Source organism: Bradyrhizobium sp. GW821-FHT13H05, from assembly GCF_058804065.1.
In genome coordinates this window covers 134471-160014 of record NZ_JBXAPO010000011.1, presented here as the reverse complement: position 1 = coordinate 160014, position 25544 = coordinate 134471, and the positions used below count along the sequence as shown (strand labels likewise).

The following is a 25544-nucleotide window of genomic DNA, read 5'->3' as shown; positions in this document are numbered from 1 at the left end:
CGCTTCGGAGCGGTTCGGGCACTTCCCGTTCAGAAAGGGTTTTCCGCAATGAATTTCCGTTATTTGGCCGCGCCCGTCCGGCCGCGCGGGCAGCTTCTCGCCCTGCTGACGGCGACGGCGTTGGCCGTTCCGTTTGCCGCCGAGGCCCAGACCCCGGCGCCGGCTCCAGGCGCGCCCGCCGCACCAAAGGCGGCTCCGGCCCCGAAAGCGGCTCCCAAGGCTGCCCCCAAGGCTCCCGCACCGGCGGCCCAGGCGCCCGCCCAGCCAGCTCCTGCTCAGGGCGCTCCGGCGCAGCAGGGCGCGGCTCAGCCGGCCGATCAGCAGATCCAGCTGATCTACGCCCCCTGGACCAAGTTTTGCCTGAAGGGCCAGGACGCCAACGCCAAGCAGGTTTGCTTCACCGGCAAGGACGGCCGCATCGAATCGGGCCAGCCGGTCATCGCGGCCGTGATCATCGAGCCGGAAGGCGAGCCGAAGAAGATCCTGCGCGTGACGCTGCCGCTCGGCATGCAGCTCGTGCACGGCACCCGCATCATCGTGGACAACAACGCGCCGCTGCAGAGCCCGTATGTGATCTGCTTCCAGAACGGCTGCATGTCGGACTACGAGGCCACGCCCGAGTTCATCGCCGCCATGAAGAAGGGGCAGAATCTGGTGGTGCAGGCGATCAATGCCAACGGCGCGCCGCTGACCCTGCCGCTGCCGCTCGCCGGCGAATTCCAGAAGGCCTATGACGGTCCGCCGACCGATCCGAAGGTGTTCGAGGAAAACCAGAAGAAGCTCCAGGAAGAGCTTCAGAAGAAGGCCGACGAGCAGCGCAAGAAGCTCGAGCAGGGCGGTGGTGTCCCCGGCGCGCCCGCGGCGCCGCAGAAATAATCGGACGGCCGACGTCCAGACATGAAAAAGGCGCTCGTTTCGAGCGCCTTTTTTGCTGGGTCGCGTGTTGGCGGCAAAACTTCAAAGCGATTTAATTCAGCGACGGGTTGCGCGGACGGTAACCGCCGGTCTTGTCCTTGATGAAGATCTCGGCGACCTGGGAATGACGGATCGGCTCGCCGGACTCGTCGGGCAGCAGGTTCTGCTCGGAGACGTAGGCGACGTATTCCGACTCAGCGTTCTCCGCGAGCAGGTGGTAGAACGGCTGGTCCTTGTGGGGCCGCACTTCCTCGGGGATCGACAGCCACCACTCCTCGGTGTTGTTGAATTCCGGATCAATGTCGAAAATCACGCCCCGGAACGAGAAGATCCGGTGGCGCACGACCTGTCCGATCTGGAATTTGGCGGTCCGCGCTTTAATCATTCCCCGTCGATAGACCAGGATTGTGGCCGATGCTAGTGCCCTCATCTGGAATTAGCCTGCGCTTCAGGGGCGGATAGCCCCCAAATCTTCAGAAAACACTTCATCAATGGTCGATATCCTCAATCTGGCGCTACCTTATTTCGGCTTGATCTTCGTCGGATTTGCCTGCGGCAAGGTCAAGTCTCTGCCGGAATCGGGTCTGGCCTGGATGAACTTCTTCCTGCTCTACGTGTCGCTGCCGGCGCTGCTGTTCGCGATCATGTCGAAGACGCCGTTTGCGGAGTTGAACAACCCGCCGTTCCTGATTGCGACCACGCTGTCGACGGTTACCGCGTTCACCCTGGCGCTGCTTGTCGGCAAGGTGCTGGGACGGCTGACGCTGCGCGAGGCGACACTGGCGGGGCTGTCCGGCGGCTACGGCAACATCGGCTATATGGGTCCGGGGCTGGCGCTGGCCGTGCTGGGGACCAAGGCCTCGGCGCCGACCGCGCTGATCTTCTGCTGCGACAGCATCTTCCTGTTCACGATCGTGCCGCTGCTGATCGAACTGTCCGACCGCGACCATCCCTCGATCGTGCATGCCTTCGGCGTCGTGCTGAAGCAGATCGTGCTGAACCCGCTGATCATGTCCGCCTGCTTTGGCGCGGCGGTGGCAGCGCTGCATATCGAGCTGCCGGTCGCGCTCGACCGCACCATCACCTTTCTCCAGAACGCAGCCGCGCCGACCGCGCTGTTCGTGTTGGGGGTGACCGTGGCGCTCCGCCCGTTCGACCGGGTGCCGTGGGAAGTGCCGGGCGTGGTCGCGGTCAAGCTCCTGATCCATCCGCTCACTGCGTTCGGCCTGATGCTGGCATTCGGTCCGTTCGCGCAGCCCTGGGCCGCGACCGCCGTGCTGATGGCCTCGCTGCCGCCGGCGCTGAATGTGTTCGTGATCGCCCGGCAGAATGACGCCTGGATCGAATCCGCCTCCGTCGCGGTCTTGCTCGGGACCTTTGCGTCCGTGGTCACGCTGACCAGCGTGATGTGGCTGCTCCAGACCGGGCGGCTGGCGTTTCCCTGAGAAGCTTTACCTTCGCCAGGTTGGCGTCAGCCCCTCGCGCATCGCAAAGCGCCGGAGCGGGCCGATGGCGCCGAGCAGGTGCATGCCGACGGCGCGGACCGGCTGCAGCGGCAGGAAATCGTTGAGCAGCGAGCGATTGGCGATGTCGATCGCAAAGGTCCGGCTCAGGATATCCGGGCGCCGCGCCCGGTCGTAGCGCTTGAGCACCTCGTCCGCGCCGGGATCCCGGCCTGATGCGATGGCCTCGCCCGCAAGCCGCGCAATATCGGCGGCATCGCGCAGGCCGAGATTGAGGCCCTGGGCCCCGATCGGGGGGACCACATGGGCGGCTTCGCCGACCAGCGCGATGCGGTCGCGGCCGAAGGATTTTGGACGCTCGATGGCGAGCGGGAACAGGTTGCGTCCGGGCTCGACGGTCATGCGTCCGAGGATGGAATGCGACTGCGTCTCGATCGCGGCGGACAGCTCCGCGTCGCTCAAGCCGCGCAGCCGCTCGGCCTCCGCAGGCGCCGAGACCCAGACGACGCTGGAGCGGTCGCCGGGCAGGGGCACGAACACACAAGGGCCATGCGGCGTGTGGAACTCGGTCGAGACATTGCGATGCGGCCGCGCATGGCCGACGTTGAAGGTCAGCGCGGTCTGCGTCAGCTCGCGCCGCGTCACCGCGATGCCCGCAGCTTCGCGGCACAGCGAATGCCGGCCGTCGGCGCCGACCACGAGCCGGGCCGAGAGGAATTGCGCGGAGGCGGTGCGGATCGCGACGTCATCGGCCTCGATCAAGACAGTCTCTGCCTCGTCGTCGAAACGGACGATCTCCGGCAGCTCAGCCGCGCGCGCTTCCAGCGCCAGCATCAGCGAGCGATTGTCGATGTTGTAGCCGAACGCGGCGAGCGCGATTTCGTGACAGGAGAAGCGGACCTCGGGCGCGCGGAACAGCCGGCCGGTGTCGTCGACGAGACGCATGACCTCCAGCGCAGCCGCCTTGTCCTTGCAACGCGGCCAGACGTCGAGGCTCTCCAGGAGATCGACGGAGGCCCCCAGCAGTGCGGTGGTGCGATTGTCGGCATAGGGCAGGCGCCGCGCTACCAGCGCGGTCCGCGCGCCCGCCTGCGCCAGTGCGATGGCTGCGCTCAGGCCGGCGGGTCCGCCGCCGATCACGGCCGCGTCAAAAAGTGTCGATGCCTCTGTCATGGAACGACATTTGACACGCCCCGCGGCAAATTCAAGCCCACCTGTTTTTCCTTGGTTTTATGACGAATTGTGCGACAGGGCGCCGCAATGGCTTGTGTGCAAATCGCCCCCGTTCTGATAGCAGGAGCCATGGATATTCAGCAGGATTCCCTGAAGCCGAGACCGGCGGTCCGCGCCGCGGCCTTCTCGGTGCACATCTTCACCGCGTTCGGTGCGGCGATCGCGCTGCTGGCGATGCTGGAGGCCGTGCGCGAGCACTGGGCGGGGATGTTTCAGTGGCTCGGCGTCGCCCTGATCATCGACGCGATCGACGGCCCGATCGCGCGCCGACTCAACGTCAAGGACGTGCAGCCGAACTGGTCGGGCGACGTGCTCGACCTCGTGGTCGATTTCGTCACCTATGTCTTCGTGCCGGCTTACGCGATCGTGGCCAGCGGGCTGCTGCTGCCGGTCGCTGCGCCGCTGCTCGGCGTCGCCATCATCGTCACCAGCGCATTATATTTCGCCGATCTGCGCATGAAGGCGGACGACAATCATTTCCGCGGTTTTCCGGCGCTGTGGAATGCGGCGGCGTTCTATCTGTTCCTGCTGCACTGGCCGCCGCTGTGGTCAACACTGCTCGTCGCAGCGCTGGTGGTGCTGACCTTCGTGCCGTTTCATGTGCTGCATCCGGTCCGCGTCGTGCGGCTGCGCTGGCTGACGATGTCGCTGATCGCGGTCTGGGCGGGGCTCTCCCTCTACACGCTGGACATGGACTTTCGCGTCGGCACCGGCGTGACGCTCGCGCTATGCGCGATCGCGCTCTGGATCAGCTTCAGCGACGCATTGATCCGCCTGGCAAGATCGTTTGCATGATGCATCTCCTCACAAGCCCCGAAGCCTGGGCCGCGCTGCTGACCCTGACCGCGCTCGAGATCGTGCTCGGCATCGACAACGTCATCTTCCTGTCGGTGATCGTCTCGCGAATCCCCGAGAAGCAGGCGAACCGCGCCCGTCAGATCGGGCTGGCGCTGGCGCTGATCTTCCGCATCATCCTGCTCAGCGTGCTGGTCTGGCTGATCGGCCTGACCGCGCCGGTGTTTTCATTTTCCGGCTACGACTTCTCTTGGCGTGACCTGATCCTGATCGGCGGCGGCCTGTTCCTGATCGCGAAGGCGACGCACGAGATCCACGCCGAAGTCGAGGCGGATGACGGCGAGGGCGATCAGAAGTCCAGCGGCAACGCCTTCTTCTGGGTAATCGTGCAGATCGTCATCATCGACATCGTGTTCTCGCTGGACTCGATCATCACCGCGATCGGCATGGCGCAGGACATCGAGATCATGATCGCGGCCGTCGTGATCGCCTGCCTGATCATGTACATTTCGTCCGGGCCGGTGTCGCGATTCGTCGCGGAGCATCCGACCACGAAAATGCTGGCGCTGGCCTTCCTGGTGCTGATCGGCGTCGCGCTGGTCGCCGACGGATTCAAATTCCACATTCCGCGCGGCTACATCTATTTCGCAATTGCGTTCTCGGCGGCGGTCGAATTCTTCAACGTGCTGGCCAAGCGTAATCGCAAGAAGGCGAGCAAGCCGTCGGTTTAATCGTTCCAGCCAGCGCCGAGTTGACAAGGCGGGCGCGATGGCTTTCGCTCAGCCGCGAGAAGAGGAGGTCAGGCGATGACCAAAGCGGTCCGTGTGCACAAGGTCGGAGGCCCCGAAGCCCTCGTCTATGAGAGCGTCGACGTGCCGGCGCCCGGTCCCGGCGAGGTGCGCATCCGCCAGCATGCGGTCGGGCTGAACTTCATCGACGTCTATTACCGCACCGGCCTCTACAAGGCGCCGGGATTGCCCTTCATCGCCGGCAACGAGGCCTCGGGCGAGGTCATCGCCGTGGGACCCGGTGTGACCAATTTCCATCCCGGCGACCGCGTCGCCTACTACCACAACCTCGGCGCGTATACGAGCGAGCGCAACATCCCTTGGGAGAAGCTGGTCAAGCTGCCCGACCACATCACCCACGAGCAGGGCGCCGTGCTGATGCTGAAGGGGCTGACGGTCTGGTATCTCTTGCACAAGACCTTCAAGGTCGAGCCGCATCACCGCGTGCTGATCCACGCCGCGGCGGGCGGCATCGGCCTGCTTGCCTGCCAATGGGCAAGGGCGCTCGGCGCCCACGTCATCGGCACGGTCGGTTCGCGCGAAAAGGCGGAGCTTGCGGAAGCCAATGGCTGCGACCACGTCATCCTCTACAACGAGGAAGATTTCGTCGCGCGCGTCAAACAGATCAGCCGCAACGAGGGCTGCGACGTCGTCTATGACGGCGTCGGCAAGGCGACCTTCCCGGGCTCGCTGTCCTGCCTGAAACCGCGCGGCATGTTCGTTTCTTTCGGCAACGCGTCGGGTCCGGTGCCGCCGTTCTCGATCGCCGAATTGAACAATCACGGCTCGCTGTTCGCGACCCGGCCGAAGCTCAACGATTATGTCGGCACGCGCAAGGAACTGCTGGAAGGCGCCGACACGCTGTTTTCCGCTGTCATCAACGGCAAGCTGCACGTGCCGATCAACCATGCCTACGCGCTGAAGGACGCCGCGAAGGCGCATATCGATCTCGAAAGCCGCAAGACCACCGGCGCGTCGATCTTGAAGCCGTAGCCCGCGCCGTCATTGCCCGCTCCCGTGTCCCGGACAAGCTGCAACGCGCAAGCGTTGCGGCGCAGAGCCGGGACCCAGATGCGGCCCCCGGTGCGGAGAGATGGGCCCCGGCTCTGCAGCGCACCGCCGAAGGGGCGCTGCGCTGCGTCCGGGGCACGAGACCGTCCTCACGCCACCCGACGTGCCGCGCCGGCCTTGGTCAATATCCCGTCGAGACAATCGATCATCTCGGCGATCTCTCCCTTCGTGACGTTCAGCGCCGGCATGAAGCGCAAGCTGTCGACCTGAGGTGCGTTCAGCAGCACGCCGGCCTCGAACGCCTGCGCGATGATCCCGGGCGCGATCGGCAGCTTGAGGTCGAGCGCGAGCAAGAGCCCGCGTCCCCGCACGCCGCCGAGGCCGTGCCGGGCCGAGACCTTCTGCAACTCGCTTTCGAGCAGCAGGCCGGTCTCGGTGGCCGACTTAAGGAAATCGGGCTTGCCGACCTCCTCGAGCACGGCGAGCCCCGCCGCGCACATGATCGGGTTGCCGTTGAACGTGCCGCCCTGGTCGCCATGCTCGAAGCAGGAGGCGCGTTCGGTCGCGAGCAGGGCAGCCAGCGGCACGCCGCCGCCGATGCCCTTGCCGAGCGTCATGATATCAGGGGCGATGCCGGCGTGCTCATAGTGGAACAGCTTTCCGGTCCGGCCCATGCCGGTCTGGATCTCGTCAAAAATGAGCAGCAGGCCGTGCGCCTCGGTCAGCGTGCGCAGCTCCTTCAGGAACTGATCGGTCGCCGGCCACACGCCTGATTCACCCTGGATCGGCTCGAGCATCACGGCGACGGTGTTGGCGCTGATCAGTTTCTCGACCGAGGCAATGTCGTTCAGCTTCGCCTTCTTGAAGCCGGCGACCTTCGGCTCGAACAGCGGCTCGAACGCCTTCTTGCCCGAGGCCGACATCGTTGCCAGCGTCCGGCCGTGGAAGCCGCCTTCGAAACTGATGATCTCGAACGCGCCGCCCTTGTGCAGGCTGCCATATTTGCGCGCGAGCTTGATCGCGCCTTCATTGGCTTCCGCGCCGGAATTGGCAAAGAACACCTGGTCGAACGCACTGTTCGCGACCAGCGCCTCGGCAAGCTTCAGGCTCGGCTCGTTGTAGAACGCCGGGCTCGGCGTCAGCAGCCGCCTGGCCTGCGAGGCAAGCGCATCGGCGATCGCAGGCGGGGAGTGGCCGAGGCAGTTCACGGCCCAGCCCTGCACGAAATCGAGATAGCGCTTGCGGCTGTCGTCCCAGAGGTAGGAGCCGGCGCCACGAACGAACACGGTCTTGGGCCGTGCGGTGATGTCCATCAACGCGTCATACGGATGGGTGGCGGTGGTCATGTCGAACTCCTCTTGAGATAGCGAAGATCTGGGGGCGGGTGGAAAATGGACGCAAAAAGCAAGAAGGCCGCACTTTGCGGGTGCGGCCTTCTCGAAAACTGGCTGAATTCAGTGCTTCAGCGGCGTCGTCGGACATGGCGCAACCCATCATCGTCGCGGGAGCGACGACGCATGGCCTGGCGCAGTTGGGTCCGAGAATTGATCATGGGCGGGTCCCTACAGCCGAATGACGGAGCTTGTCAAGCGGTCGTTTTGCGAAACACCCGTCCGGCGTGCATCGACGATGGAGCATGTCACTCAACACCGTAGCGCGCGAACATATCGGCGATGCCGGCGTTGATCGCCTTCGCCGCCGCGATGTCGCGCTCCGCAGCTTCGGCATCGCCTTTTCTGCGCTTCGCAAGGCCGCGGCCGTAGAGCGCGCTGTCGAGCCCGGGCTTCGCGCGCAGCGCCGCGTCGTAGTCCGCAATCGCCGCATCGACGTTGCCGAGCTTGAGGTGGGTGAGGGCGCGGCTGTCGAGCGTGTCGGGATCGCCGGGGCGCATCCGCAGCGACTGCTCGCAATCGGCCAGCGCCTCCCGCAAGCGGCCGAGGATCGCGCGCGTCATGCAGCGGGCATTGAACACGCCGGCATAGCTCGCATTGGCGTTGATGGCGCGGTCGTAATCCTCCAGCGCCCGCGCATAATCGTGGTCGTCGAAATACATGTTGGCGCGCGCAAAGGCGTCGCGGTCGTTGTTCGGCGTGAGCTGGAGCGACTTGGCGAAATCGGCCAGTGCCCGTGGCCGCTCACCCTTGTCGCGGAAGAGGCGCGCGCGGTTGCCATAGGCCGGGCCGTAATCGGGATCGAGCTTGATCGACATGTCGAAGTCGGCAAGCGCCCGCTCGGCCTCGCGGTGCTCGCGCAACGCAGTGCCGCGGTTGAAATAGGCGAGCGCGAATTTCGGATCGAGCTTGATCGCCCGATCATAATCGGCCATCGCATGATCGTAGTCGGTCTTGCCGATGTAGGAATTGCCGCGGTTGTTGTAGTAGCGCGCCTCATCGGGCCTCAGCCGGATCGCACTCGTATAGTCGCTGATGGCGTGGTCGCGATCGCCGAGATCGTCATAGGTGATGCCGCGATTGTACCAGGCGATGGCGTCCTTGGGATCAAGATCAATGGCCCGGTTGAGATCGGCAAGAGCCCGCTCGGTTTCGCCCTTGCGCCGAAAAACCTCGCCGCGATTGGCAAGCGCCTCCGCATTGGATGGATTGGCCTGCAACACCGCCGAGCAGCTGGCGAGGCGCTGGTCGTCACCGAGCTTGCTGGTGCCGAAGCACCATTGCCGCGCCTGCCCGGGCGAGGGAGATTGCGCCGCCGCGGGAAGTGCAAGCAGGATCAACGCCGTGCCGATTGTGCATAGCCCGGTCCGGGTACCAGCCTTGTGATTGAATTTCATCGATTGCCGCGCAGAAACCATTGAGCCTCTGGCGCGTTTGTGATCGAAGGACGCGAATTGGTTCGAACCGAACGCCGGATGGTTGAGACCAATTTGGCGGGACCAACCAGATAGTTTTCAGCCTTGTCCGACACCCCTTACCCGATCGATCTCGACAGCATTCGCGGCGCATTTCCGCCGGGCATCGAGGCGCCGCCGCTGCTGGTGGATTTTGCCGACTGGCTGAACGGGCGCCCCTGGGGCAGCGTCGGTTGCTTCTCCCTGCAAGGCCAGTTCTCAGATCAGGCACCGATCTTCGACGGCAGTCCGCTGCGCGACAGGTTCTCGCTGTTCATGCGGCTGCCTGACGGCTCGGCCGTCGGCGGCTGGTATGGCGCGGGTCTTGATCGCGACAATCCGCCGATCGTCGGTCTGGGATCGGAGGGCGACTACGAGCTGCTCGCACCAAGTCTCGACGGGCTGCTGGCAAAACTGACGTCGCAGCAATTCGACAAGGCCTGGAGCGATCTCAAGCCGCATGACGAGGTCGAGTGCCAGACCGTCGAGCTTGCGCAATGGCTCGCCGGGCAGCCGATCGGCGACAGGACGGCGTGTGACGACGGCGTGGCGGAGCTTCCCGACTTTCGCGGCTTCGTCGAAAAATGGAGCCGGGATCGCGAAGACTATTGGGCCAATCACCGGATGATGGCCGAGCTCGGCTGGCGGCTTGCCGCGCATCTGCCCAAGGGCAAGAACCCCTGGGACAAGACCCATTTCGAGGTTGCGATCGTCGGTGCGCAATACCAGGCGCGCGTGCTCTCACGCGGGCCGCAGCCGTTCGAGGAAGCCGCCTCGATCGAATCCCTGCTGCGCGATCTGCGCGAGGAAATGCGCAAGGCTCAGCCCGAGCTCGGGCTGTGGCACGCGATGAAATTCGGCCTCTATGCCGACGGCCGCGTCATGCCGAATTTCGAATATGACATTCGCCCGATGATCGACGGCGAGCTTGCGCTGCTCTCCGAAGCAAAAGCCGATCTCGCCCGCGCCCCGCGCCCGGAGCGCTGGGTGCCGAAATGGCTGGCTGAAGCCTGATCGCGACTTCGCCCTTGCGCCCGCGCGTGCTTGGTGATGCTGCTTCAGGCAGTTTTGGGGGTATTAGGGGCGCGCTTGATCAGATCAATGCAGTTCGAGAAGATTGGCACGGCGCCGACGCTTCCCGGTTTCTCGCTCGTTGCAAGCGGGGTTGCGGGCGATCAATCGCTGCTCTTTCTGTTCGTTGAGGACTCTGGACGTCAGGCTGTGATCGGGAGCGATCGCGGTGGAGTCGGCTTGTTTCCGCGGGCGCCCAAGCGATGTCGTCTCCTGAGGGAGAACGCTGGATCGGTCCAGTGGATCGATTTTCCGCCGCTTGATATCGCCTTCCCGAAGCTGGATATATTTCCTGACGGGAGGGTTCTGCTGGCAGGAGCCAGGTGGGCCGTGCAGGCCGAAACGGATGACGACTTTGACGGAGTCATCTTTGACCCCGGGATCGGACAAGCCAATAGCATTCATCTGGGCTACGGCATCAGCGATCTCCAGATCGATGACCGCGGCCGGATATGGGTCGCGCATTTCGACGAAGGCGTTTTGGTCGAGCCGGCAGGGCTGGTCTGCTTCTCGGCTCTTGGGGAGCAGGTCTGGGAATTTCCAGCAGATGCTGATCACATGATTGACGACTGCTACGCGCTCAACGTGGCAGGCTCAGAGGCATTCATTTTCTTCTACTCGGATTTCCCGGTCTACAGAATTGACGCAGACTTCCGATTGAGCTGGTGGCGAACGGAGCTAAAGGGCTGTCACGCCTTCGCGATGTCCGGGACCGAAATCCTCTTCTCGTCGCAATATCGGGAAGCGCCTGAGACAGCACATCTCGGGCGATGGGCGACCGGTGAAATCATTGACGTCAAACAGGTGCGCTTGCTGATGCCCGACGGCTCAGCGCGGCCGCCCGGCCGGTTGCAGGGCCGAGGCAGGCATCTGTATCATTTCGGCGAGGACGGCATTTACCGGGCGACCCTCGACTAAGAGCCGCCGGCGGTCGCCGTCAGAACCCCGCGACGCTGCCGTGCAGGTCGTACTGGTCCGCGCGCTCGATCTTGGCGGTGACGATCTCGCCGACGCGCAACGGGCGGCGGCTCGACAGGTAGACCGCGCCGTCGATCTCCGGCGCATCCGCCTTGGAGCGGCCCTTGGCCACCGTCGGGCCGACCTCGTCGATGATGATCTGCTGCCGCGTGCCGACCTTGCGCTTCAGGCGGCGCGCGGAAATCTTCTGCTGGCGGGCCATCAGCGCGTTGTAGCGCTCCTGCTTGATTTCTTCCGGCACCGGATTCTCGATCGCATTCGACGTCGCGCCGGCAACGGGCTCGTATTTGAAGCAGCCGAGCCGATCGATCTCGGCTTCATCGAGCCAGTCGAGCAGATAGGCGAAGTCGGCATCGGTCTCGCCGGGGAAGCCGACGATGAAGGTCGAGCGCAAAGCGAGATCGGGACATTCCTCGCGCCAGCGCTTGATCCGCGCCAGCGTCTTATCCTGCGCCGCCGGGCGCTTCATCGCCTTCAGCACTTCGGGGCTCGCATGCTGGAACGGGATGTCGAGGTAGGGCAGCACCTTGCCCTCGTTCATCAGCGCGATGACCTCGTCGACATGCGGGTAGGGGTAGACATATTGCAGCCGGACCCAGGCCCCGAGCTCGCCGAGCTCGCGCGTGAGGTCGAGGAATTTGGCGCGGACCTGGCGATCCTTCCACGGGCTCTCGGCGTATTTGAGATCGACGCCGTAAGCCGAGGTGTCCTGCGAGATCACCAGCAGTTCCTTGACGCCGGCGCCGACCAGCCGCTCGGCTTCGCGCAGCACGTCATTGGCCGGGCGCGAGACGAGATCGCCGCGCAGCTTCGGGATGATGCAGAAGGTGCAGCGGTTGTTGCAGCCTTCGGAAATCTTCAGGTACGCGTAGTGGCGCGGCGTCAGCTTGATGCCCTGCGGCGGCACCAGGTCGAGATGCGGATTGTGTGCCGGCGGCAGCGCGCGGTGCACGGCGTCCAGCACGCTCTCATATTGCTGCGGGCCGGTGATGGAGAGCACGCCGGGATAGGCCTGCTCGATCTGCTCGGGTTCCGCGCCCATGCAGCCCGTTACGATCACCTTGCCGTTCTCGGCCATGGCCTCGCCGATCGCCGACAGCGACTCCTGCTTGGCGCTGTCGAGGAAGCCACAGGTGTTAACGATGACGATGTCAGCCCCGTCATGCTTGCGGGCGAGCTCGTAACCCTCGGCGCGCAGGCGTGTGATGATGCGCTCGGAATCCACCAATGCCTTGGGACACCCGAGCGACACGAAGCTGACCTTGGGCGCAGCCGTCTGATCCATATCTGATCTGCCTGATTGACGGGTTTGAGCTAGTCCCAATTGCCCATAATTACAACCCTTTGCATCGCCATCCGGCATGCTATGGATGAATCGCCGGGTTGCGAGTGAGCTATGAGCGCCGAACAGTCGCCTAAAATCGTGATTGTCGACGAAAGCCCGATCCGGGCTGCGATCCTCCAGGAGGGGTTGCGGGAGGCCGGATTCACGCAGATCGTCCATATCCGCGAGATGCAGAGCCTGCTCGCCCGTATTTATGCGGTCGACCCCGACATCATCCTGATCGATCTGGAAAACCCCAGCCGCGACGTGCTGGAAGCGATGTTCCAGGTCAGCCGCGCCGTGCGGCGGCCGATCGCGATGTTCGTCGATCAGAGCGATTCATCCTCGATCCAGGCCTCGGTGGAGGCGGGGGTGTCCGCCTACATCGTCGACGGGCTGAAGAAGGAGCGCATCAAGCCGATCCTCGACCTCTGCGTGTCCCGCTTCAACGCCTTCGCAAAACTCCAGGAGGAGCTGGAGCGCACCAAGTCGCAGCTCGAGGACCGCAAGATCATCGAGAAGGCCAAGGGCATTCTGATGAAGGTGAAGGGCCTCAACGAGGACGAGGCCTATGTGCTGCTGCGCTCGACCGCGATGCGCGAGAAGAAGAAAATCGGCGAGATCGCCCAGTCGATCATCACCGCGTCGGAGATGCTGAAATGACCGCTCCCCTCCGCATCGGGTTCATCCCGCTGGTCGATGCCGCCGCCCTGATCGTCGCCGTCGATAAGGGCTTCGCCGCCGCCGAAGGCCTCGACGTCACGCTGGTGCGCGAAGTCTCCTGGTCCAACGTCCGCGACAAGCTCAATATCGGCCTGTTCGACGCCGCCCATCTGCTGGCGCCCGTCGCGATCGCGTCCTCGCTCGGGCTCGGCCACGTCAAGGTGCCGATCGCCGCGCCCTTCAATCTCGGCATCAACGGCAATGCGATCACGGTCTCGCCGGCGCTCCATGCCGCGCTGATGGAGGAGATCGACGGCGACCGGTTCGATCCGCTTGTCACGGCGAAGGCGCTGGCGAAGGTGGTCGCCAGGCGGCGCAAGCTGGGTGCCGATCCGCTGACCTTCGGCATGACCTTTCCATTCTCGACCCACAATTACCAGCTGCGGTTCTGGATGGCGGCGGCCGGCGTCGATCCGGACGAGGACGTGCGGCTTGTCGTGCTGCCGCCACCCTACATGGTGGACAGCCTCGCCAATGGCCATGTCGATGCGTTCTGCGTCGGCGCGCCCTGGAATTCGGTCGCGGTCGATCTCGGCATCGGCCACATTCTGCATTTCGTTTCCGACATCCTGGTGCGCGCCGCGGAGAAGGTGCTGGCAGTCCGCCAGAGCTGGGCCGACAAGAATCCGGACGTGGTCGCTAGCCTGGTGCGCGCGGCGGTGAAAGCCGCTGAGTTCATCGAGCATCCCGAGAACCGCATCGAGGCCGCGCGCATCCTGGCGCAGCCGGAGCGGATCGGCGTCGATGCCGAGGTGATCCAGCGCACCCTCACGGGCCGCCTGAAGATCTCGCCCGATGGGACTTTCCGCGAAAGCGGTCGGTACCTCCTGGTCGGGCGTGAAGGGGCAGGGCGCCCCGATCCGGTCCAGGCCGCCTGGCTCTACGCGCAGATGGTGCGCTGGGGACAGACGGCGCTGACGCCTGATGGCGTCAAGACGGCGATGGCCGTGTTCAGGCCCGATCTTTACGACGCAGCCCTGGGCCAGCAGCCGCCCGCCGAGGCACCCGCCGCGTTCGGCGCATTCGCCGGCCCCACCTTTGATCCCGACGACATTCGGGGGCACCTCAGGGCTTTCGAAGTCGGGCGCTGGAAGGTCTGATTCGGTCCTGCACCGTTTTTGAGCGCTCGACATCCTCGGCTAAATTTTGAGCGGGCTGCTCGAATTTCATGAGAGTTCCCGGCGCGGGATCTTTCCGGTTAGCGCCTAACCAACTGAAATCACAGTTATTTCTATTTCTTTGAAGCTGGCACGCAACTTGTATGTTGCAGTGCGGCCAGCTAGTCACAGATGCCTGCTGAGCCAAGTCCCACAGCAACGAAGCTGATTGGACCGTCGGGAAGCAAGGCAGGCCTTGGGCCAGCTGGGTTTCTCGCGGGTCGTACTCATTCCGTCGATACCACTGAGGTGGCCGCAGGAGCTTCGTTACCGCCCATGAAACTCGAAACAGTCTCCGTCGACTTTACCGACGAGCAGAAACGCTATCTCGAAGGCTTCACGACCGGTTTGCAGATCAGCCGCGTCGGTCGCGGTCTTGGCGGCGGCGCCGGCAAGGCCAATGCCGAGCCGACCGGCCCCGATGCCGTGCACATCAAGGCGCAGGACAAGGTCGTCGCGTCGGGCAAGAAGCTCGCCGACCAGGAAAAGTTCAAGCGCGATGAGCATCCGTTCGATGCCTATCCGCGGCTGCGCCAGCAGGCACGCGACAATGCGCCGCCGAGCCCGGTCGACAATTTCCGCTGGCGCTATTACGGCATCTTCTACGTCGCGCCGACGCAGGATTCCTACATGTGCCGGCTGCGCATCCCGAACGGCATCATGAAGCACTGGCAGCTGTCGGGCCTTGCAGATCTTGCCGACGATCTCTGCGGTCCCTACAGCCACGCCACCACGCGCGCCAATCTCCAGCTTCGCGAAATCCCGCCGAAGAACGCTGTTCTGCTGATCGAGGGCATCCAGGATCTCGGCCTGTGCTCGCGCGGCTCCGGCGCCGACAACATCCGCAACGTGACGGGCACGCCGACGGCCGGCATCGATCCGCAGGAGCTGATCGACACGCGTCCCTTCGCGCGCGAGTGGCACTATCACATCCTTAATGACCGTTCGCTCTACGGCCTGCCGCGCAAGTTCAACGTCGCCTTCGACGGTGCCGGCAGGATCGCGGTGCTCGAGGAGACCAACGACATCGCCTTCACGGCCTATGAGGTGAAGGACGGTTTCGGCGTCGAGCCCGGGGTCTGGTTCCGCCTCGGCCTTGGCGGCATCACCGGCCACAAGGACTTTGCAAAATACTCGGGCATCATCGTCAAGCCGGAGCAGGCGACCGCCGTCGCGGACGCCATCGTGCGCGTGTTCATCGAGCACGGCGATCGCACCAACCGCAACAAGGCGCGGCTGAAATATGTGCTCGACGCCATGGGCCATGACGGCTTTCTCAAGCTCGTCGAGGACCAACTGAAGACGCCGTTCACGCGCGTGCCGGAAGAGGCGTTCGCGCCGCGGCCCGCGTCGGATCGCATGGCCCATATCGGCGTGCACAAGCAGAAGCAGGACGGCCTCAACTGGATCGGCGTGTCGCTGACGCTCGGCAAGATCAGCTGCGACCAGATGCGGGGCCTTGCCAAGGTCGCGCGAGACCTCGGCGACGGCGAGATCCGCCTGACCGTCTGGCAGAACCTGCTGATCCCGGGTGTGCGTGACGAGAATGTCGAGCTTGCCATTGCCGCGATCAAGCAGATCGGGCTTGCGGTCGAGGCCTCGCATATCCGCGCCGGCCTGATTGCCTGCACCGGCAATGCCGGCTGCCGCTTCGCAGCATCGAATACCAAGCGCCATGCCGCCGAGATCGGCGACTGGTGCGAGCCGCGCGTTGACATGGACAAGCCGGTCAACATCCACGTGACAGGTTGCCACCATTCCTGCGCGCAGCACTATATCAGCGACATCGGACTGATCGGTGCCCGCGTGCCGATCAACGACGAAGACACGGTGGAGGGTTATCACCTCTTCACCGGCGGCGGGTTCGGCGCTGATGCCGATGTCGGGCAGGAGGTCTATCACGACCTCAAGGCCGAGGACGCGCCGAAGACGGTCGAGGGGCTGCTCAAGGCCTACATCGCACATCGCTCGTCGCCCGATGAAACCTTCCTGTCCTTTGCGCGCCGCCATGACGGCGAAACGCTGCGCAAGCTTGCCGATGTACAGGTGTCCGCATGAACCAGATCACGCCTCCGCCGAAACTCGACATCATTCCGGCCAGCGCGCCGTTCTCCGACGCGCAGCGCTCCTGGCTGAACGGCTTCTTTGCCGGGCTGCTGTCGCCTGATGTGGCTACGCCCTTGTCGGCGGAGCAGGGCGCCGCCGTCATGCAGGCCGGCGACGGCGATGATGGCGAAGCCCCCTGGCACGACCAGACCATGCCGATCGCCGACCGGATGAAGCTCGCCGAAGGCCGCCCCGTGCGCCGCAAGATGATGGCGGCGATGGCGCAGCAGGATTGCGGCCAGTGCGGCTACAATTGCAACGACTATTCGGAGGCCATTGCGGGTAAGAGCGAAGCGCGGCTCAATCTCTGCGTTCCCGGCGGCAAAGAAACCGCGCGGATGCTGAAGTCGCTCTACGAGGAGCTGGACAAGGCACCGGCGGCCAAGGCGAGTGACAAGGCGGATGCAGTGGCCGCGCCGGCCGTGACCGTCACGATCGCGGAGCCGGGCCGCTCCCGCGACAACCCGACCGAAGCGACTTTCCTGTCGCGGCGCCTTCTCAACAAGGGGAAGTCGGAGAAGGAGACCTATCACGTCGAGTTCGATCTCTCCGCGAGCAAGCTCGACTACGTGGTCGGTGACAGCTTCGGTGTGTTCGCGCGCAACGATCTCGGCCTCGTCGACCAGATCATTGCACTGCTCGGCGCGTCCCATACGACCAAGGTGAACGGCAAGACGCTGCGCGAGGTTCTGATCGACGACGTCTCGCTGTCGCCGGCGCCGGATTCGCTGTTCGAGCTGATCTCCTTCATCACCGGCGGCGCGCAGCGCGAAAAGGCGCGGGCGCTGGCGCAGGGCGAGGATCCCGATGGCGACGCCGCCACCCTCGACGTCATGGCGGCACTCCAGAAGTTTTCGGGCGTCCGGCCGCATCCCGAGGCCTTCGTCGAGGCGCTGGAGCCGCTCCAGCCGCGGCTCTATTCGATCTCGTCCTCACACAATGCGACGCCGGGAAAACTGTCGCTGACGGTCGATTCCGTCCGCTACGTCATCGGCAAGCGCAAGCGCATCGGGGTGGCCTCGACCTTCCTCGGCGAGCGCATCGGCGAAGGCGACAAGCTCAAGGTCTATGTGCAGAAGGCGCATGGTTTCGGCCTGCCCGAGGATCCCAAGACGCCCGTCATCATGATCGGTCCGGGCACCGGCATTGCGCCGTTCCGTGCCTTCCTGCTCGACCGCAAGGCGACCGGCGCGCCGGGCAAGAACTGGCTGTTCTTCGGCCACCAGCGCAGCGATTGCGACTTCTTCTACCAGGAAGAGCTCAATGCGATGAAGACGTCGGGTCAATTGACGCGCTTGTCGCTGGCCTGGTCGCGCGACGGCGACAAGAAGTTTTACGTGCAGGACCGCATGCGCGAGGTCGGTCGCGAATTGTGGACCTGGCTCGCCGAGGGCGCGCATCTCTACATCTGCGGCGATGCCAAGCGCATGGCCAAGGACGTCGAACGCGCGCTGGTCGACATCGTCGCCCAGTTCGGCGCACGATCGACCGACGAAGCCGTCAGTTTTGTCGCCGAGCTCAAGAAGACCGGCCGCTTCCAGGCTGACGTCTACTGACTGTCATCCCACCGTCATTCGAGCCGGTTCCAACTGGCTCGGATTTGAACGAATAAGATTCTCGGAACCTTGGGATGAAGAGAATTTGCTCCTGCGACGCGGGCTCTTCAGAGAACCCGCATCGCTATTTCCGCCGGACTCTTGCCTGACACCCCGGTCGATCCTTCATAATCGCGCAAATGGGGCGTTGGAGATCGACCATGCGCGAACTATCGGCGGAAGCCAGGCTGCACTTCTACGCGCGCTCGCTCTCGCGTCGGACCGGTGCGAGCATGCATCATGTTGGGCTCTACAGCGCCTTTGCGGTCATCGCCGCGATCGTGTTCGGCACGTTGTCGGTGCATCCGTTCTGACGTGACTGCGTCGGGTGGGTTAGCCGAAGGCGTAACCCACCAACTGCGTCCCGCATTCGCTGAAGCATGGTGGATTACGCTTCGCTAATCCACCCTACGAAGAAGCCTCACCCGCGCTTGAACGGCGCGACCTCGATCCCCGCATCCTTCAACGCCTGACGCAGGCCGCGCGCGATCTCGACCGCGCCGGGCGTATCGCCATGGATGCAGACCGTATCCGTCCGCATCTTGATCACCTTGCCGGTCACCGAGACAACCGCGCCGTCCTGCACCATCCGCACCACGCGATCGGCGATCGCCCTGGCATCGTGCAGCACCGCGCCGGGCTTCTTGCGCGAGACGAGGTTGCCGTCGTCCTCATAGGCGCGGTCGGCGAACACCTCGTGCACCATCGGCAGATTGGCGGCTTCGCCTGCTTTCACCAGCTTCGAATTGGCCAGCACGACGAAGATCAGCGTGGGATCGACCGCCTTGATACCGGCGGCGATGGCCTTCGCCGTCATGTCGTCCTCGCAGGCGACATTGGAGAGCGCGCCATGCGCTTTCACATGCGTCACCTTGTGGCCGGCCGCGGTCGCGATCGCCTGCAACGCGCCGATCTGGTAGGCGACGAGGTTCTCGATCTCGGACGCCTTCAGGCCCGCGATCGGATGCCGGCCGAAGCCGTGCAGGTCGCGATAACCGGGGTGCGCGCCGACCGAGACGCCGCGCGCCTTCGCCAGCTCAACCGTCCTCCGCATGATATCGGGGTCGCCGGCATGGAAGCCGCAGGCGACGTTGACCGAGCTCGCCAGCTCGATCATCTCGGCATCGTTGCCCATCTCCCAGGCGCCAAAACCCTCGCCGAGGTCGCAATTGAGATCGACTGTCTTCATGGTTGCTCTCCGCCTCAGGTCTTGTTGCTTATGGTTCCGCCGTAACCTGCCACGTGCCGGCATCGACGGCGCTCACCGCATAGCCTGCGACATTGGCATCCCTGAGCGCTTCGATGTTGAGTTCGATGGTGTCGGAGGAGCGCAGGTGGTCCGGCAGAGTCCGGATCGCTTGCGCGAACTTCCTCGCCTCATCCTGCGCCTCGGCCATGCTGACCTGCTTGAAGTGGAACGCCGTTCCCGCCGAGGTCTGCGCGAGGCGGCCGACATCGGCCGTGATCACGGTTGCGATTTTGGGATAGCCGCCCGAGGTGCCGCGGTCCATCATCAGCGCGATCGGCGCGCCATTGCCGGGCACCTGGATGCTGCCGTTGACCGTGCCGTCGGAGACGATGTTGTGGCCGTGCAGATGCTTGATCGCGGGTCCCTCGAGCCGGTAGCCCATGCGATCCGACGTCGCCGAGATCTTCCACTCGCTGTCGAGGAACAGCGCCTTGTTGGCGTCGTCAAACTCGTCGTCCTGCGGCCCCAGCAGGACGCGGATAGGACCTGTCGCTGGCTTCGGCAGCTCGATGCGCAGCTCGGGTGCGCCGCTTGCGGCATCGACGGTGAATTCGTCACCGGTCTGGAGCGGGCGCGGGTAGGGGCTGCCAAGGCCGGCGCGGGCATTCACGGCAAGGCTGCCGAAGACCCGCTCGCCTTTGAGGCCGCCTTCGATCGCGAGATAGGTGAACGCACCACCGCGGGCAAAACCGAGCGTCAGCGTCTCGCCGTCCTTCAGCGTCACAGAGGTGTCGATGGCGACCGGTCGTCCCGCGACATCAGCATTGCGCGGCGCGCCTGCGATCGCGACGCGTACGGCGCCGTCACGCGCGGTGAAGGTGGCGCCGAACGGGCCGATCTCGACCGCGGCTGCGAGCGGCTCATTGCCGACCAGCGTGTTCGCTGCCGCGAGCGATAGCCGGTCCATCGCCCCGCTGACCGTCAAGCCGTAGCGCTGCGCGCCGTGGCGGCCACCGTCCTGGACGGAGCTTGCAGGGCCGATGCTGGCGATCACGAGCCGGCTCATGCCGTCACCTGCTCGGCGATGATCTCGCCGGCCTCGGCGGCGCGGTCCAGCTCATCGAAGGTCTTGTGGTCGATGGCGAAAAACGTCACGCGATCACCGGGTTCGGTCAGGAAGGTCGGATTTCGGTGGAGCTGATAGGTTCGCACAGGCGTGCGGCCGAGCAGGTGCCAGCCGCTCGGGGCTGCCAGGCACTGGATCCCGGCCTGGATGCCGCCGATCGAGATCGTGCCTGCTGGCGTGAACAGCCGCGGGCTCTGCCGCCGCGACATGTGCAGCGATTTGTCGAGGCCGCTGAGATAGGACCAGCCCGGCGTGAAGCCGATCATGGCGACGCGATAATCGCCGCCGGAATGGCGGGCGACAATGTCCTCGGGCGTCGTGTTGAGCGCCTTGGCGACATCCTCCAGATCGATGCCGTGCTCGCCGCCATAGGCCACGGGAATGCGCCAGCGCCGCGCTTTCGTGGCCGGCGGCAGCGGCTGGCTGGCGATCGGGAGCAGCTTTTCGCCGAGCGCGTCGAAGCCGATCTTGCCGGGATCGTAATGCACCAGCAGCGAACGATAGGTCGGCACCGTCTCGGTGATGCCGTCGATGGGGTTTGCGGCAAGCGCCTTGTCGAGCGCCAGCACACGCTCGCTGGCGGCGTCGTCGATGGTGCGGCTGAACTCGACCGTGACGGCACTGTCACCACTGGGCAGAAGGCGGGGCGGAGGAAGCGTCGCGGCCATTGAGCTGTCGGGCTGTCGAAATCGGGCTTCAAAGGAAACGCGGGCTCATCCTTGAGTTCCGCGCTGTCCTGCTTCGCGTAAATGCGCCCGCAAGTCCAATAAATTAATGCAGGGGGGCGCGATAAAGCCTTGTTATCGCGTCGCATAACAGCCCTGCGGCCCTGCGCTCTCGTCGGCCTTTTGGCCCTTGACGCAAGGGCTGCGGCTCGCAAGATGCGCGCGTTGTTTCCCGCACCTCGGAGCTCGTTCTCGTCCATGTCGCTGTCCCCCGAAGCCCGCAAGACCCTCGCCGGCATCACCACTGCCACCATCACCACGGTCCTGCTGAAGAAGGGCCTGCGCAACGTGTGGATGCGCGGCGCGCGTCCGCTGCGTCCGGGCCTGCCGCGCCTGGTCGGACCGGCCTTCACGCTGCGCTTCGTGCCGGCCCGCGAGGACCTGGCGACGCCGGAATCCTGGTCGTCGCCGATCTCGACCCGCACCGCGATCGAGGCGATGCCGGACGGCTGCATCGCCGTGGTCGATGCCATGGGCATCACCGATGCCGGCATCTTCGGCGACATCCTCTGCGCGCGCATGATGAAGCGCGGCGTCACCGCGCTCGTCACCGATGGCGTGGTGCGTGACGTCGAGGGCGTGCTCGGCACTAACCTGCCAGTGTGGTGCGACGGCTATGCCGCGCCGCCGTCGGTCGCGGGCCTCACCTTCGTCGGCTGGGGCGAGCCGATCGGCTGCGGCGGTGTTGCCGTGTTCCCGAACGACATCGTCGTCGCCGACCAGGACGGCTGCGTGCTGATCCCGCAGGCGATGCTCGACCACGTGCTCAATGAAGGCGTCGAGCAGGAACGCATGGAAGCCTGGATCGTCAACGAGGTGAACAACGGCGCGGTGTTGCCGGGCCTCTATCCCATGAACGCCGAAACCAAGGCGCGCTATGTCGCCAGCAAGAAGTAACAGAAGAGAGGACCCCATGGAGATCACTGTTGCAGGCACCCGGCCGACACGCCGCGCGCCCAAGGAAAACTTCACCGGCACCGTGTGGCAGGACCCCGTGATCATGGCGCCGGCGCCCGCACGGCTGAACTGCTCGCGCGTCTCGTTCGAGCCGGGCGCGCGCACCAACTGGCACCACCATCCGCTCGGGCAGACGCTGTACGTGATTTCGGGCGTCGGCCGCGTCCAGACCAAAGGCGGGCCTGTCATCGAAATCCGTCCCGGCGATACCGTCTGGATTCCGCCGAACGAGCTGCACTGGCACGGCGGGTCGCCGACCAACGGCATGTGCCACATCGCCATGCAGGAAGCGCTCGACGGCGTCTACTCGACGTGGCTGGAGCCGGTGACGGACGCGGAATATTCGACGCCGGTCGGTTAGGTTCACGGCGCATATCAAGGACGCGCGACGCACCGCCTCGGCGGTGCGTTGTCGTTTGAGGCCGGTTTTTTGTAACTCGTCCGACAGCCGGAGGAGTTTCGGTCAAGCATTGCCGACACGCGGCTTATGGTGAGACGGCGCGATGGCGACGCTCGTCACCGAATACATTGCTTTTGGAAGCGTGCGTGCGGCGAGGTCGACGGGACGCGTGCTGGTTACCGGCGCGTTAATTCCGTCGCGTGCACGTTGCATCGAGAACACAGTTTTCCCGGTTCAACCTCGCGCAGCCAGCGCATTGTTGACCGGTTTACAGTGAGTGACATATCGTAACGATCAGAAACATTCCGCTGTCGTCGAACATCGGCGAGACTACAAGCTGCCGATCGAGGCTGCGCAACAAGACCAAAAACAAGGAAGTGAGCGCCATGCGCCAATGCATCGGGGCAGCAGCGATTTCACGACCGATCGATGACAAGCGGCAGTTGAACCAAGCGCGATCACTACTTTCTCGCAGAGGCGCTCAATTCCGTCGTCTGCTGCTGACGAGTATCTCGGTGGCCATGCTATCGGCGCTGCTGCCGCGATCTGCGGCAGCGCAGGGCTGGAACGGCAGCACCAGTTCCGACTGGACCGTGGCATCCAACTGGGCAGGCGGAATCCTGCCCAGTGCCGGTGCCGCGGCCGCCATCAATACAGTGTCCCCCAATCCGACCATCCTCGGCGTCGGCGGTGCTGCGTCGGCCGCGGTGGCCAACTTTGGCGTCGCTCAGGCAGCAGCAACGTCCGGCAGCCTGACAATTCAGAACGGCAGCACGCTGACGAGCGGCGGCACCCAGTCTTTCATCGGTTCGGGCACGGGAAGCACCGGTATCGTGACGGTGACCGGCGCCGGATCGCGGTGGATCGTATCCAGTACGACGTTCATCATCGGCAATTCCGGCAACGGTACACTCAACATTGCGGATGGAGCGACCGTCGTCGCCCAGAACGGGTTAAGGCTCGGAAACCTTGCTGCAGGTTTCGGCACGCTGAACATCAGCGGCGGAAGCGTTCTGGAGACAACCGGTCTGGTTGCGGGCGCCGGCGCGCGGCAGATGAATTTTGACGGTGGCACCGTCCGCGCCCTGGCCGGCAACAGCAACTTTTTTGGCGGATCAATCACCCAGATCAATGTCGCCGCCGGCGGGCTGACGGTCGATACCAACGGATTCACCGTCGGCACGCTCGGATTCAGTGGCGTCGGCGCACTGACCAAGACCGGTGCTGGGACCTTGAGCCTCCGCTCTACGAGCACCCGCACCGGCGAAACGGTGATTCAGCAGGGCACGCTCGCGTTGACGGGCCCGGCTGGCTCTGCCGACGACGCCCTTGCCACGTCCAGCCGGGTGGTCGCGAATGCAACATTCGATATTTCGGCCATCAACGGAACTGGTTCGCACATCCAGAGCCTGGCGGGGACCGGGACTGTCACGCTCGGCGCCAAGAACCTCATCGTCACGAACGCAAGTGATACGTTCTCCGGCATCATCAACGGCACCGGCGGGCTGACGGTCACGGGCGGCACGCAGACGCTGTCGGGAAGCAACGCCTATGGCGGCGCGACCCAGGTGACCGGCGGCACGCTCCGCGCCGGCGCTGCGGGCGCTTTCAGCGCCACCTCCGCCTATGTTGCAAGTGCCGGCGGAACGTTCGACCTGAACGGCTTCAGTCAGACCATGGCTTCGCTGGACAATGCCGGGACGGTGCTGACCGGTGGCGTTCCGGGAGCCACGCTCACGGTGTCAGGCAATTATGTCGGCAGCGGCGGCACACTTGCCCTCAGCACCGCACTCGGCGGTGACGGCTCGGCTACGGATCGCATGGTGGTGCAAGGAAGCACGTCGGGCGCATCGACGCTGCGGATCACCAATGTCGGCGGTTCCGGCGCGCAGACTGTCGGAGGCATCAAGGTGATCGATGTCACCGGTGCTTCGAACGGCACCTTTGCATTGCTGGGCAACTACGTCATCAACGGCCAGCAGGCCGTCGTCGGTGGCGCCTACGCCTATACGCTGCAAAAGAACGGCATCAGCTCGCCGACCGACGGCGACTGGTATCTTCGCTCCAGCCTCATCAATCCCCCGGCCACGGCGCCGACGGGACCGCTCTACCAACCCGGTGTTCCCCTCTACGAGAACTACGGACAGGTCTTGCTCGGGATGAACCAGGCGCCGAGCCTGCGCCAGCGCGTCGGCAGCCGCTATTGGAGTGGCAGCGAAGCGATGGCGCGTGCCGGCGTATCCAACACGCAGGCTTCGGATGGTTCGTGGACGCAATCGGCGTTCTGGGGGCGCATCGAGGGCGGTCAACTTGCGTTGCAGCCCACGAACACCACAAGCTCCACCTATAAGGCCGACGAGGTAAAGGCACAGACCGGCCTCGACGGCATTGCGCTCGACAACGGCCGTGGCCGATTGATCGTCGGCCTGACCGCGCAATATGGCGTGACCACCGCCGATGTCAGCTCGTTCTTCGGCAACGGGCGCATACGTGCCGAGGGAACGGGCGTCGGAGCGACCGCCACCTGGTACGGACATGACGGCATCTATGTCGACGGTCAGGCGCAGACCATGTTCTATCACAGCGACCTGTCGTCGGCCCTGGCCGGCAGCATGACCCACGGCAATGAAGGTTTCGGCTACACCTTCAGCGCGGAAGGCGGCAGGCGCATCGCAGTCGGCAACGGCTTCTGGCTGACGCCGCAGGTGCAACTGTCGTATTCGAAGGTCGACTTCGATGCCTTTACCGATCGGTTTGGCGCGCTCGTCTCCTTGAGCAAGGCCGACAGCCTGCTCGGCCGCGTCGGATTGTCAGTCGATCACCAGAGGATTTGGAACGACGGTTCGGGAATCGTTCGCTCGGACCTCTACGCGATCGGCAATCTTCACTACGAGTTTCTGGACGGCAGCCGGATTGATGTGGCCGGCACCGGTTTCGGCAGCGCCAACGACCGGCTGTGGGGCAGCATCGGCGGCGGCGGCAGCTATAGCTGGGCAAACGGTCGCTACACGGTGTTCGGCGAGGCGACCTACCGCGCGAGCCTCCAGGCGCCCGCCGGGAACTACGGCTACAAGGGCACCGGCGGCTTGCGGGTGGTTTGGTGAGATGGGACGAGAGCGGCCGCCGAGCAGCAGCCGCACGGG

24 protein-coding genes are annotated in these 25544 nt (G+C 64.6%); 16 read left to right on the top strand and 8 right to left on the bottom strand.

The annotated features are described in order from the left end of the window. Nucleotides 1–48: 48 nt before the first annotated feature. Complete coding sequence (locus AC1RR3_RS28095; RefSeq protein ID WP_492826736.1) at nucleotides 49–876, top strand: invasion associated locus B family protein; 828 nt, start codon at nucleotides 49–51, stop codon at nucleotides 874–876. A gap of 91 nt (nucleotides 877–967) precedes the next feature. On the opposite strand, the gene hspQ is transcribed toward AC1RR3_RS28095, so the two are convergent. Continuing rightward, nucleotides 968–1300, bottom strand: coding sequence for a heat shock protein HspQ (gene hspQ, locus AC1RR3_RS28090; RefSeq protein WP_092028580.1), 333 nt, complete (start codon nucleotides 1298–1300; stop codon nucleotides 968–970). Nucleotides 1301–1406: 106 nt separating this feature from the next. Here hspQ and AC1RR3_RS28085 point away from each other — a divergent pair, with 106 nt between their 5' ends. Next, complete coding sequence (locus tag AC1RR3_RS28085) at nucleotides 1407–2360, top strand: AEC family transporter (protein ID WP_492826734.1); 954 nt, start codon at nucleotides 1407–1409, stop codon at nucleotides 2358–2360. Nucleotides 2361–2366: 6 nt separating this feature from the next. Here the strand turns inward: AC1RR3_RS28085 and AC1RR3_RS28080 are convergent, their stop codons facing one another. Continuing rightward, nucleotides 2367–3551, bottom strand: a complete 1185-nt coding sequence (locus AC1RR3_RS28080; protein ID WP_492826732.1) for a UbiH/UbiF family hydroxylase — start codon at nucleotides 3549–3551, stop codon at nucleotides 2367–2369. Nucleotides 3552–3680: 129 nt separating this feature from the next. On the opposite strand from AC1RR3_RS28080, the gene pcsA reads away from it, so the two are divergent. The 3 genes from pcsA to AC1RR3_RS28065 all read left to right on the top strand — a co-directional run bounded on the left by pcsA (nucleotide 3681) and on the right by AC1RR3_RS28065 (nucleotide 6187). Next, nucleotides 3681–4406, top strand: coding sequence for a phosphatidylcholine synthase (gene pcsA, locus AC1RR3_RS28075; RefSeq protein ID WP_492826730.1), 726 nt, complete (start codon nucleotides 3681–3683; stop codon nucleotides 4404–4406). After that, on the top strand, nucleotides 4403–5137 hold the full coding sequence (locus AC1RR3_RS28070; protein WP_492826728.1) for a TerC family protein: 735 nt from the start codon (nucleotides 4403–4405) through the stop codon (nucleotides 5135–5137). Before pcsA ends, AC1RR3_RS28070 begins: the two co-directional genes overlap by 4 nt. Nucleotides 5138–5212: 75 nt before the next feature. Beyond that, complete coding sequence (locus tag AC1RR3_RS28065) at nucleotides 5213–6187, top strand: quinone oxidoreductase family protein (protein WP_492826727.1); 975 nt, start codon at nucleotides 5213–5215, stop codon at nucleotides 6185–6187. Nucleotides 6188–6354: 167 nt separating this feature from the next. On the opposite strand, the gene AC1RR3_RS28060 is transcribed toward AC1RR3_RS28065, so the two are convergent. Both AC1RR3_RS28060 and AC1RR3_RS28055 read right to left on the bottom strand, forming a co-directional pair. Continuing rightward, nucleotides 6355–7551, bottom strand: coding sequence for an acetylornithine transaminase (locus AC1RR3_RS28060; RefSeq protein ID WP_492826725.1), 1197 nt, complete (start codon nucleotides 7549–7551; stop codon nucleotides 6355–6357). 293 nt (nucleotides 7552–7844) lie between these two features. Next, nucleotides 7845–8993, bottom strand: coding sequence for a tetratricopeptide repeat protein (locus tag AC1RR3_RS28055; protein ID WP_492826723.1), 1149 nt, complete (start codon nucleotides 8991–8993; stop codon nucleotides 7845–7847). A gap of 123 nt (nucleotides 8994–9116) precedes the next feature. Between AC1RR3_RS28055 and AC1RR3_RS28050 the strand changes: the two genes are divergently transcribed. Both AC1RR3_RS28050 and AC1RR3_RS28045 read left to right on the top strand, forming a co-directional pair. Then, the gene (locus AC1RR3_RS28050) at nucleotides 9117–10064 is read left to right on the top strand and encodes a hypothetical protein (RefSeq protein WP_492826721.1); all 948 of its coding nucleotides are present in this window, start codon (nucleotides 9117–9119) and stop codon (nucleotides 10062–10064) included. Nucleotides 10065–10151: 87 nt separating this feature from the next. Next, the gene (locus AC1RR3_RS28045) at nucleotides 10152–11039 is read left to right on the top strand and encodes a YxiH-YxzG fusion protein (RefSeq protein ID WP_492826719.1); all 888 of its coding nucleotides are present in this window, start codon (nucleotides 10152–10154) and stop codon (nucleotides 11037–11039) included. A 19-nt stretch (nucleotides 11040–11058) separates the two neighbouring features. Here AC1RR3_RS28045 and rimO read toward each other — a convergent pair whose 3' ends face one another. Continuing rightward, nucleotides 11059–12384 carry a 30S ribosomal protein S12 methylthiotransferase RimO gene (rimO, locus tag AC1RR3_RS28040; RefSeq protein ID WP_492826717.1) on the bottom strand — a complete coding sequence of 442 codons (1326 nt, stop codon included), beginning with the start codon at nucleotides 12382–12384 and terminating at the stop codon, nucleotides 11059–11061. A gap of 111 nt (nucleotides 12385–12495) precedes the next feature. On the opposite strand from rimO, the gene AC1RR3_RS28035 reads away from it, so the two are divergent. The 5 genes from AC1RR3_RS28035 to AC1RR3_RS28015 all read left to right on the top strand — a co-directional run bounded on the left by AC1RR3_RS28035 (nucleotide 12496) and on the right by AC1RR3_RS28015 (nucleotide 18318). After that, on the top strand, nucleotides 12496–13086 hold the full coding sequence (locus AC1RR3_RS28035) for an ANTAR domain-containing response regulator (protein ID WP_492826715.1): 591 nt from the start codon (nucleotides 12496–12498) through the stop codon (nucleotides 13084–13086). Further along, nucleotides 13083–14246 carry a CmpA/NrtA family ABC transporter substrate-binding protein gene (locus AC1RR3_RS28030; RefSeq protein WP_492826713.1) on the top strand — a complete coding sequence of 388 codons (1164 nt, stop codon included), beginning with the start codon at nucleotides 13083–13085 and terminating at the stop codon, nucleotides 14244–14246. Before AC1RR3_RS28035 ends, AC1RR3_RS28030 begins: the two co-directional genes overlap by 4 nt. A 333-nt stretch (nucleotides 14247–14579) precedes the next feature. Then, on the top strand, nucleotides 14580–16361 hold the full coding sequence (locus AC1RR3_RS28025) for a NirA family protein (protein ID WP_492826711.1): 1782 nt from the start codon (nucleotides 14580–14582) through the stop codon (nucleotides 16359–16361). Continuing rightward, the gene (locus tag AC1RR3_RS28020; protein ID WP_492826709.1) at nucleotides 16358–17965 is read left to right on the top strand and encodes a sulfite reductase subunit alpha; all 1608 of its coding nucleotides are present in this window, start codon (nucleotides 16358–16360) and stop codon (nucleotides 17963–17965) included. The genes AC1RR3_RS28025 and AC1RR3_RS28020 overlap by 4 nt, the downstream gene beginning before the upstream one ends. 200 nt (nucleotides 17966–18165) lie before the next feature. After that, the gene (locus AC1RR3_RS28015; RefSeq protein WP_014495196.1) at nucleotides 18166–18318 is read left to right on the top strand and encodes a hypothetical protein; all 153 of its coding nucleotides are present in this window, start codon (nucleotides 18166–18168) and stop codon (nucleotides 18316–18318) included. 107 nt (nucleotides 18319–18425) lie between these two features. Here AC1RR3_RS28015 and AC1RR3_RS28010 read toward each other — a convergent pair whose 3' ends face one another. From AC1RR3_RS28010 to pxpB, 3 genes are read right to left on the bottom strand one after another with little or no spacing between them, the layout of a single operon-like run. Continuing rightward, nucleotides 18426–19193, bottom strand: a complete 768-nt coding sequence (locus AC1RR3_RS28010) for a LamB/YcsF family protein (RefSeq protein WP_492826706.1) — start codon at nucleotides 19191–19193, stop codon at nucleotides 18426–18428. Nucleotides 19194–19221: 28 nt separating this feature from the next. Further along, entirely contained in the window at nucleotides 19222–20259 is a 1038-nt protein-coding gene (locus AC1RR3_RS28005) for a 5-oxoprolinase subunit C family protein (protein WP_492826704.1), read from the bottom strand. Next, nucleotides 20256–20987, bottom strand: a complete 732-nt coding sequence (gene pxpB, locus AC1RR3_RS28000) for a 5-oxoprolinase subunit PxpB (RefSeq protein WP_492826702.1) — start codon at nucleotides 20985–20987, stop codon at nucleotides 20256–20258. The genes AC1RR3_RS28005 and pxpB overlap by 4 nt, the downstream gene beginning before the upstream one ends. A gap of 255 nt (nucleotides 20988–21242) precedes the next feature. Between pxpB and AC1RR3_RS27995 the strand changes: the two genes are divergently transcribed. The 4 genes from AC1RR3_RS27995 (at nucleotide 21243) to AC1RR3_RS27980 (ending at nucleotide 25505) form a co-directional block, all read left to right on the top strand. Next, nucleotides 21243–21941, top strand: a complete 699-nt coding sequence (locus AC1RR3_RS27995) for a ribonuclease activity regulator RraA (protein ID WP_492826700.1) — start codon at nucleotides 21243–21245, stop codon at nucleotides 21939–21941. A gap of 16 nt (nucleotides 21942–21957) precedes the next feature. Next, nucleotides 21958–22362, top strand: coding sequence for a (R)-mandelonitrile lyase (locus AC1RR3_RS27990; protein ID WP_492826698.1), 405 nt, complete (start codon nucleotides 21958–21960; stop codon nucleotides 22360–22362). Between the two features lie 142 nt (nucleotides 22363–22504). Then, nucleotides 22505–22678, top strand: a complete 174-nt coding sequence (locus AC1RR3_RS27985) for a hypothetical protein (RefSeq protein WP_492826696.1) — start codon at nucleotides 22505–22507, stop codon at nucleotides 22676–22678. Between the two features lie 109 nt (nucleotides 22679–22787). Beyond that, nucleotides 22788–25505: an autotransporter family protein gene (locus AC1RR3_RS27980; RefSeq protein ID WP_492826694.1), complete on the top strand. Its 2718-nt coding sequence runs from the start codon at nucleotides 22788–22790 to the stop codon at nucleotides 25503–25505. Nucleotides 25506–25544: the final 39 nt, after the last annotated feature.

What these genes read in the sequence shown, in the direction of transcription:
- AC1RR3_RS28095 (WP_492826736.1), top strand. Translation starts at nt 49, where the DNA reads ATGAATTTCCGTTATTTGGCCGCGCCCGTCCGGCCGCGCGGGCAGCTT.
- hspQ (WP_092028580.1), bottom strand. Translation starts at nt 1,300, where the DNA reads ATGATTAAAGCGCGGACCGCCAAATTCCAGATCGGACAGGTCGTGCGC.
- AC1RR3_RS28085 (WP_492826734.1), top strand. Translation starts at nt 1,407, where the DNA reads ATGGTCGATATCCTCAATCTGGCGCTACCTTATTTCGGCTTGATCTTC.
- AC1RR3_RS28080 (WP_492826732.1), bottom strand. Translation starts at nt 3,551, where the DNA reads ATGACAGAGGCATCGACACTTTTTGACGCGGCCGTGATCGGCGGCGGA.
- pcsA (WP_492826730.1), top strand. Translation starts at nt 3,681, where the DNA reads ATGGATATTCAGCAGGATTCCCTGAAGCCGAGACCGGCGGTCCGCGCC.
- AC1RR3_RS28070 (WP_492826728.1), top strand. Translation starts at nt 4,403, where the DNA reads ATGATGCATCTCCTCACAAGCCCCGAAGCCTGGGCCGCGCTGCTGACC.
- AC1RR3_RS28065 (WP_492826727.1), top strand. Translation starts at nt 5,213, where the DNA reads ATGACCAAAGCGGTCCGTGTGCACAAGGTCGGAGGCCCCGAAGCCCTC.
- AC1RR3_RS28060 (WP_492826725.1), bottom strand. Translation starts at nt 7,551, where the DNA reads ATGACCACCGCCACCCATCCGTATGACGCGTTGATGGACATCACCGCA.
- AC1RR3_RS28055 (WP_492826723.1), bottom strand. Translation starts at nt 8,993, where the DNA reads ATGAAATTCAATCACAAGGCTGGTACCCGGACCGGGCTATGCACAATC.
- AC1RR3_RS28045 (WP_492826719.1), top strand. Translation starts at nt 10,152, where the DNA reads ATGCAGTTCGAGAAGATTGGCACGGCGCCGACGCTTCCCGGTTTCTCG.
- rimO (WP_492826717.1), bottom strand. Translation starts at nt 12,384, where the DNA reads ATGGATCAGACGGCTGCGCCCAAGGTCAGCTTCGTGTCGCTCGGGTGT.
- AC1RR3_RS28035 (WP_492826715.1), top strand. Translation starts at nt 12,496, where the DNA reads ATGAGCGCCGAACAGTCGCCTAAAATCGTGATTGTCGACGAAAGCCCG.
- AC1RR3_RS28030 (WP_492826713.1), top strand. Translation starts at nt 13,083, where the DNA reads ATGACCGCTCCCCTCCGCATCGGGTTCATCCCGCTGGTCGATGCCGCC.
- AC1RR3_RS28025 (WP_492826711.1), top strand. Translation starts at nt 14,580, where the DNA reads ATGAAACTCGAAACAGTCTCCGTCGACTTTACCGACGAGCAGAAACGC.
- AC1RR3_RS28020 (WP_492826709.1), top strand. Translation starts at nt 16,358, where the DNA reads ATGAACCAGATCACGCCTCCGCCGAAACTCGACATCATTCCGGCCAGC.
- AC1RR3_RS28015 (WP_014495196.1), top strand. Translation starts at nt 18,166, where the DNA reads ATGCGCGAACTATCGGCGGAAGCCAGGCTGCACTTCTACGCGCGCTCG.
- AC1RR3_RS28010 (WP_492826706.1), bottom strand. Translation starts at nt 19,193, where the DNA reads ATGAAGACAGTCGATCTCAATTGCGACCTCGGCGAGGGTTTTGGCGCC.
- AC1RR3_RS28005 (WP_492826704.1), bottom strand. Translation starts at nt 20,259, where the DNA reads ATGAGCCGGCTCGTGATCGCCAGCATCGGCCCTGCAAGCTCCGTCCAG.
- pxpB (WP_492826702.1), bottom strand. Translation starts at nt 20,987, where the DNA reads ATGGCCGCGACGCTTCCTCCGCCCCGCCTTCTGCCCAGTGGTGACAGT.
- AC1RR3_RS27995 (WP_492826700.1), top strand. Translation starts at nt 21,243, where the DNA reads ATGTCGCTGTCCCCCGAAGCCCGCAAGACCCTCGCCGGCATCACCACT.
- AC1RR3_RS27990 (WP_492826698.1), top strand. Translation starts at nt 21,958, where the DNA reads ATGGAGATCACTGTTGCAGGCACCCGGCCGACACGCCGCGCGCCCAAG.
- AC1RR3_RS27985 (WP_492826696.1), top strand. Translation starts at nt 22,505, where the DNA reads ATGGCGACGCTCGTCACCGAATACATTGCTTTTGGAAGCGTGCGTGCG.
- AC1RR3_RS27980 (WP_492826694.1), top strand. Translation starts at nt 22,788, where the DNA reads ATGCGCCAATGCATCGGGGCAGCAGCGATTTCACGACCGATCGATGAC.